This is a genomic window from Achromobacter sp. UBA5777 (assembly GCF_002418565.1).
Classification (GTDB): domain Bacteria; phylum Pseudomonadota; class Gammaproteobacteria; order Burkholderiales; family Burkholderiaceae_B; genus Achromobacter; species Achromobacter animicus.
In genome coordinates this window covers 1-6,409 of record NZ_DIEJ01000270.1, presented here as the reverse complement: position 1 = coordinate 6,409, position 6,409 = coordinate 1, and the positions used below count along the sequence as shown (strand labels likewise).

Here is a 6,409-nt window from a genome sequence, read left to right as displayed (position 1 = left end):
CGCGAGCCGATCAGGTGCTTTTTCCCCATCTCTTCCAGCGCCTGACGGATCAGCGGCCAGTTTTTCGGATCGTGATAGCGCAGCAGCGCTTTATGCAGACGGCGCTGTTTATCCCCTTTCGGCACCACCACGTCTTCGCTCTTATAACCAATCTTACTCAGCGGGTTTTTGCCGGTGTAATACATGGTCGTCGAGTTGGCGAGCGGCGACGGGTAGAAGTTCTGCACCTGATCCAGACGGAATCGACGCTGCTTCAGCCACAGCGCCAGATTCACCATGTCTTCATCACGGGTGCCGGGGTGTGCGGAGATGAAGTATGGGATCAGATACTGCTCTTTCCCCGCCTGTTTTGAATAGGTATCAAACAGCTGTTTAAAGCGGTCATAGCTGCCCATGCCCGGCTTCATCATTTTGNNGGTGTGCTCCGGGGCGATCTTCAGATAACCGCCAACGTGGTGCGTCGCCAGCTCTTTGATGTAGCGCGGATCTTCCACCGCAATGTCGTAACGCACGCCGGAGGCGATCAGGATCTTCTTGATGCCTTTCAGGTCACGGGCGCGACGGTAAAGATTGATAGTCGGCTCGTGGTTGGTGTCCATATGCTCGCAAATGCTCGGATAGACGCAGGAGAGACGACGGCAGGTCTGCTCGGCGCGCGGCGATTTACAGCGCAGCATGTACATGTTGGCCGTTGGACCACCCAGATCGGAGATCACGCCGGTAAAGCCCGGCACCGTGTCGCGAATCGCTTCGATCTCGTTAACAATCGACTCTTCGGAACGGCTCTGAATAATACGGCCTTCGTGTTCGGTGATCGAACAGAGCGAGCACCCTATAATTCTGATCATTTAGAAATTTTTTTGCGTTTAAAATCAATGAATTGAAAGATTTCATTTTTCTAAGTCTGATAAAACAGATGAAAACCCAACTGACTATACTCATAAAACTCAATCTTTGCGCTGCTGTACGATACCAGTAATTACAGGTGCCGAGTTTAACATCATGAAAAGTAGCCCAATAATGAATGACGCAACGCCAGCTGCGGTGCCTAACTTTCCTCTGAACACCATTGAAACAAAGTACATATTTGGGATAAAAACGGACATAGCAATCACGAAAAGTAACTTATTCAGATAATTATTTATTCGGGTCTTAACCTCAACTCTATCATAAAAAGCCATCGAAACGTAAGCAGTTATCAGTGAATAAAAAGACCATGTCATATAGTTAACCGATTCATTAAATGCCTCTCGCAAAAGCAAAGCACTTTCTGTCATTCCCTACCTCATTAAATCAATAGAAAATAAATCTGAATAATTTATTTTTAAAAGAAAAGAACACAACATAACTTCAGTAGTTATGATTAATCCCTGAATGATTATTTCTTAGCAAGATATAACATGCTTAATGTATATCAGGCAATAAAAAAACTCCCAAAGACCACCGCTGTGGTCTTCAGGTATAGGATTTAAAGAACGAACTCAGTCCGGAAACGTATCACTATCTTCTGTAACGTCCGCTTTCTCTGGTAACATTCTGTTTTTAATATACTGTGAATTCCTGCAGATGAGAGGAAAAATCTCCGAGTTATTCATTATACAACTCGTTGCCGTACGGGCGTCCTCCGGAGACCATGATGAAAATGAAAACGTCTGACGGTCAAGCCATTGAGACAATAATACATTATCAACAGAAGCGCTAAACAGCGCCGCAATAGCCCTGCGTTCAACGGCCTTCTCAGGTTCAATAAACGACAACTCATTATGAAAACGGGTAATAATCGCAATACGGCTGTCAATACNNAAGTAAGACATCGTGCAACTCATCAAGTACAGTCTCTCTCTGGGTATCGTCGAGGCAAGACCACAGAAAATGAATGTTCTCGGCATTTGTGACAACGTCTGGCTCTGCATCACGGAACCATGATGCAAAGATACCCACACTACCTTCCATCCGGATATGCTGCCCCTGAAGTTGCATTTGTTCAAGGATAAAGCGCATGTTCACAGGAAGAACCGTAAAACACTCAATAAGCCTTTCAGAAGAACTAAATACTCCACATGCCAGGGCGTTCAGCTTTTTCTTCAAAATATCAAACTGCTCACCTGACTGATATACGTCATGGAGAAATACTGGACCCATAGCATTCACATCAGACTCAATTATTTTCTCTGACAGTGCTTTTTGACGCTCTCGCACAAATATTAAAAGAGAGGTTGCATTTGTAGCTTCTTTGATGACGTCATACTGACCTTTAACAAAGCTCAGGACAGGTATATTCACCAGAAGACCTAAATCAACAATCCTGCCAACAGCATTTTTGATGTACGGCAGAACATTTTTATCCTTAAGTGCTATAAAGATACTCTCGGCAGTACGTAGATAACGAAGATATGCAGCCAAAGCCAGGTCAAACCGTTCCTCACCAATATGTTCACTGTACGACTCGATACCGGCATAGTTACCATGGAGCACCATGTGAGCAACAGCCTGTGCAGCAAATTCCGCAGGGAAGAGATTCCTCGTCGCCGTATTATTAAGATAATATTGATTTAAAACATTATTATTCCAGTCCGGGCTCAGAACAATTTTTCTGAAATGGATAACGTCCTCAACAACCTGACGATTTTTAAGCGTCATTATTGCAGAGCTAACCTGAGCCCCACCTGTACCATCATTCTTTCCAATTACGTTCTGTACCGCCTTCGATGCAATATTGATATGCCGGATAATTCCCGGATTAAAAAGGTCTATCTGAGGTTGCTCAGCTCCATAGCGTAACATCTCCTCCCGACCGTGATTTCCGATATCTAGTGTGCCAATTTNNAGGTTTGACAAGGTCTCTTCATTATTGACAAGGTATTCCACATAAAATACGCCATCTACAAAATTCTCCATTTTATTCAGTAGTGATTCACCGGCCAGAACAGAGTATGAATCAGCTTCCTGCAGCAACGTCTTCGTGGATTCAGCCTCCAATTTTTCTGAATCCTGAATTTCATCAAGTTTACTCACAATAAACGATATTTGCCTTTCGACGAAAGGCTCTAGGCTTATCCGCCCGTCAGCCATCAGTTTCTGCAGACTCAATACGAAACCTTCATCATTCTTTTCTCTGAGTGAAACAGCATAACTCTGATTCAGCATTTGCACTGCGACTTTGAGTTGCGGTTCGGCGAGAGCCTGACACTTCTCATCCATCCGGCTATAAGAAACCAGCCAGTCTCGCATCTGAATATGTGGTGCCACTCGCTGCCATGCTTCAGCGAAACCCCACAAGGCCGTCAGTTCTTCAAGCCGTGGGATATTTATAGCACCAATCGCGTCTTTAAGAGGCGTATCAAGCAACTCGCTCCTGGCAAGCTCCACCGTGGACTGATAGTGGATGCTCATCAGAAATTCGCTCCATCTTTCTGTATCGTTATTAAAAATTCGGGATATTTGTTGATAAGTTAGCGAGAGCATCTCGTCAAAATCATCCGGAGCAATACCGGGTTCGGTCTGACTAGCTTTGGGATCGCGAAGTAATACTTTAATATCTCGCTCCCCGTATCTGACCACCAGTAAGTAGAGAGCAATAAGAATATGGCGATGTTCTTCTGTTGCAGGAACGGTAAGGTTCAGAATATGAATATCATTAACAAACTTCTTCATTAATCGCGGTGTGATACGAGGATACTCAGAGGGTTTCCAGCGCTCAAGCAACACCGTTGCTTCCCGGCACGCTATCCCTGCATCCTCATTTACTGTTTCTTTCCAGTACTGCCTTAACGCTTCCTGCCATCCTGCCGAAATAAGAGGAGGAACCTGAAAACTTACAGGAATCCGCTTTGCAATAAACTCACGCCCGCTGAAACCCGCCACAGAAAGTGAGGCTGAAACCTGTCTTGCCGAATAGGGCACCACTATCCTGAAGTGTTCATGAGTGGCTCCGGCAATAAGCTCCATATCACTCCAGAGCTCTTTCACTTTGTCTGCACTGATTCGGTCCAGATTATCAATGATAAGGATGAAGCGATCTCCATGGGAAATGACCTCTTTGGAGGTAAATCCCTGCAGAGCTTCAGCCAGCTCAATAGCTCCGACCTCCTTATTAACTAGCCAAGTCTCTTCAATCCTGTCAGTACTGTTGCGTTTGAACAAATCACCAATACTCGAATACCCTTTCTTTCTGTACCATTCCATGTTCTGCAGGCATGCCAGTCCTGCGACCATAATGGCAGGAGAAAGAAACGCGGCCACCTCAACATAAAAAAGCCACCCTAATAATGACTCCTTGTTAGTAAAATATTGATTAAGGTCTGTTAGCACATAACGAAGCATCTGCACGGAAAGCAATGACAGTAAAATAAAAACGACGGTCAACCAGCTTAGCCTGCTGCTGACCCTCTTGTCGTATTCAACGATGTTACCCAGAGCCAGATTTTTATACTTATCCAACACATCCCGGGAGCCCGGACATTGTAGGCTGACCCCGTGGTGGATGACATCGATAAGCGCTTTTTTAGTTGAGCCATGATGGTAACGTTCTGCATCAAAGTTAATGAACGTAAAATCATCTTTAAGCTTTTTCTGCAGGAACTTCAATATTGTTGACTTACCTGAACCCAGCTCACCTTCCAGACCAATAATATTGACATCAGGTGTCCTGATGATCTGAGCCACATTCTCTGCAACTTTTTCATGACTGCTGCCTCTAAACATATCCTGGTCAGCGGGTGATTCCGTCTGCAATCGTAGAGTCATTCAGCAATTTCCTTCGTTATAACGTAAGATTCTTTCACTATTAGACACAGTACAGAGCCCACAGCAACCAAATGACTGCAGCCGGGGCAGTTTAGTTTTAAGCATGCATAAGCCGATTTCGATGGAATCCCTTTCACACAATAATATTGAATTGAAGCAATGAAAACATTAATGTGTTTGTTGTGACTAGCTGCAGGGGCCTGGAAGAAATTCCAAAGCCTGACAAACCGGAACAGGGCTTGCTCTGCTCCGGTTTTATCCAGTTCATCTTGAAGCCCTTGTTTTTGTTACATATCCCTGCTCACTCTTTCAGCCATTGTTAAGCTTCTTGTGTGTAATCTGCGAATAATACGGATGCAAAATTGATGCAATGGATTATACATACCTACAGCGCACGTTACGCTGAGCTGAATCGAATTTCAGAGAACGTTCTTCGCTATTACCCTGCCCAGCCAGTTGAACACATTTTATCATCCGGCCCCGAGAGTGACATGTTCTCTGCCTGGTACAGCCTTCATCAGAGTCAAACTAGACGTTATTTACAGGCAAAAGAAGACAGCTACAGAGCTTAAGTCTGACATTATTCGTGGCTGTGTCTGCCTTCGGAGTTTTCAGCTTATCCCGATAACAGCGGTTTTGAAAAATTGACGTTTTTTACACCGGTACATTGCCCGAACGCAATCTCCCCCGTAGCGAAATACCGCCCCGCAGAAAATCGTCCATGCTCGGCATGCCCCTGGAACATCAGCATCTTTTCAATAAAGGTTTTACAGCCTATAGTCTGTATAACACAAAATACACCTTACCTGCTGTATTACAGGGCGGTACTCCCTACTCAGTCTGCGAGGCAGGTCACTTATGAATAATCAGTTCCCGATAAAAACGCTGAACCAGCTCAGACCTGTGCTAATCGGGTTTCGCAAAATCAAGGGCTTCACGCAAAAAGATGTGTCTGAGAGGCTTGGCGTAACGCAGCAAACCTATGCCCGCCTGGAAGCAAACCCTGCTAGCGCCAGTATTGATCGTCTGTACAAGGTATTCAGTATTCTGGGCGTAGAAATAACGCTGTCATCTATTTCCCCTTCACCCTTCATTTCCCACACAGAGATGAGGGGGGCATTTGACAGCACTCCCGCCAGACGGGAGAAATGGTGACTATTAGAAGTTTGCTAGTTTTGTCGAATGACGCCAACTACATGTCCGCATCCATCGAGTAGTGGCTTCAAGCCACGATTGTCACTGCCTCCGCTGCCTTTTTCCAGTAACTCTCTCCTTTTAATTCTAATATTTAGGGGTGTCAACGCAAAGCAGAAACGGCACCTTCTTTGCGAGACAGAAATGACCTGTGATTGCCTGGCCGATTTATGGCAGCTAAGTGCGAGAAGCGGATATAGCGAATTCGCCATTGTACGGGATTAGCAGGTTTACTGAAGCAACCTGCGATGGCGTTATGGCAATAGTCAGTCCCCTGTCCAGTCGGCATAGGTGGCCACCTCGTCACCGCCGGGGATAAACTGATTGAAGCCTCCGCGCAAAATCACTTATTCTTTTCCGTTAATAAAATGCAGGAGCAAAGTCATGACTGGCGAAATTCGTGGGCGAGGCAGGCCACGAAAAACAGAGAGTACCTATACAGGGTAAGGGTGCCAACTTACTGATTTAG

The 6,409-nt window shown here is 45.3% G+C and carries 4 protein-coding genes; 1 reads left to right on the top strand and 3 read right to left on the bottom strand.

The annotated features are described in order from the left end of the window. From B3446_RS28635 to B3446_RS23125, 3 genes are all read right to left on the bottom strand, one after another. A partial coding sequence (locus B3446_RS28635) for a DUF3362 domain-containing protein (RefSeq protein WP_422652849.1) occupies positions 1 to 185 on the bottom strand: 185 nt, incomplete at its 3' end. Between the two features lie 762 nt (positions 186 to 947). Then, positions 948 to 1,277: a hypothetical protein gene (locus tag B3446_RS23130; protein WP_291385688.1), complete on the bottom strand. Its 330-nt coding sequence runs from the start codon at positions 1,275 to 1,277 to the stop codon at positions 948 to 950. A 517-nt stretch (positions 1,278 to 1,794) separates the two neighbouring features. Beyond that, positions 1,795 to 4,704: a P-loop NTPase fold protein gene (locus B3446_RS23125; RefSeq protein ID WP_422652848.1), complete on the bottom strand. Its 2,910-nt coding sequence runs from the start codon at positions 4,702 to 4,704 to the stop codon at positions 1,795 to 1,797. Between the two features lie 900 nt (positions 4,705 to 5,604). Here B3446_RS23125 and B3446_RS23120 point away from each other — a divergent pair. Further along, on the top strand, positions 5,605 to 5,901 hold the full coding sequence (locus tag B3446_RS23120; protein ID WP_017384073.1) for a helix-turn-helix transcriptional regulator: 297 nt from the start codon (positions 5,605 to 5,607) through the stop codon (positions 5,899 to 5,901). Positions 5,902 to 6,409 lie beyond the last annotated feature (508 nt).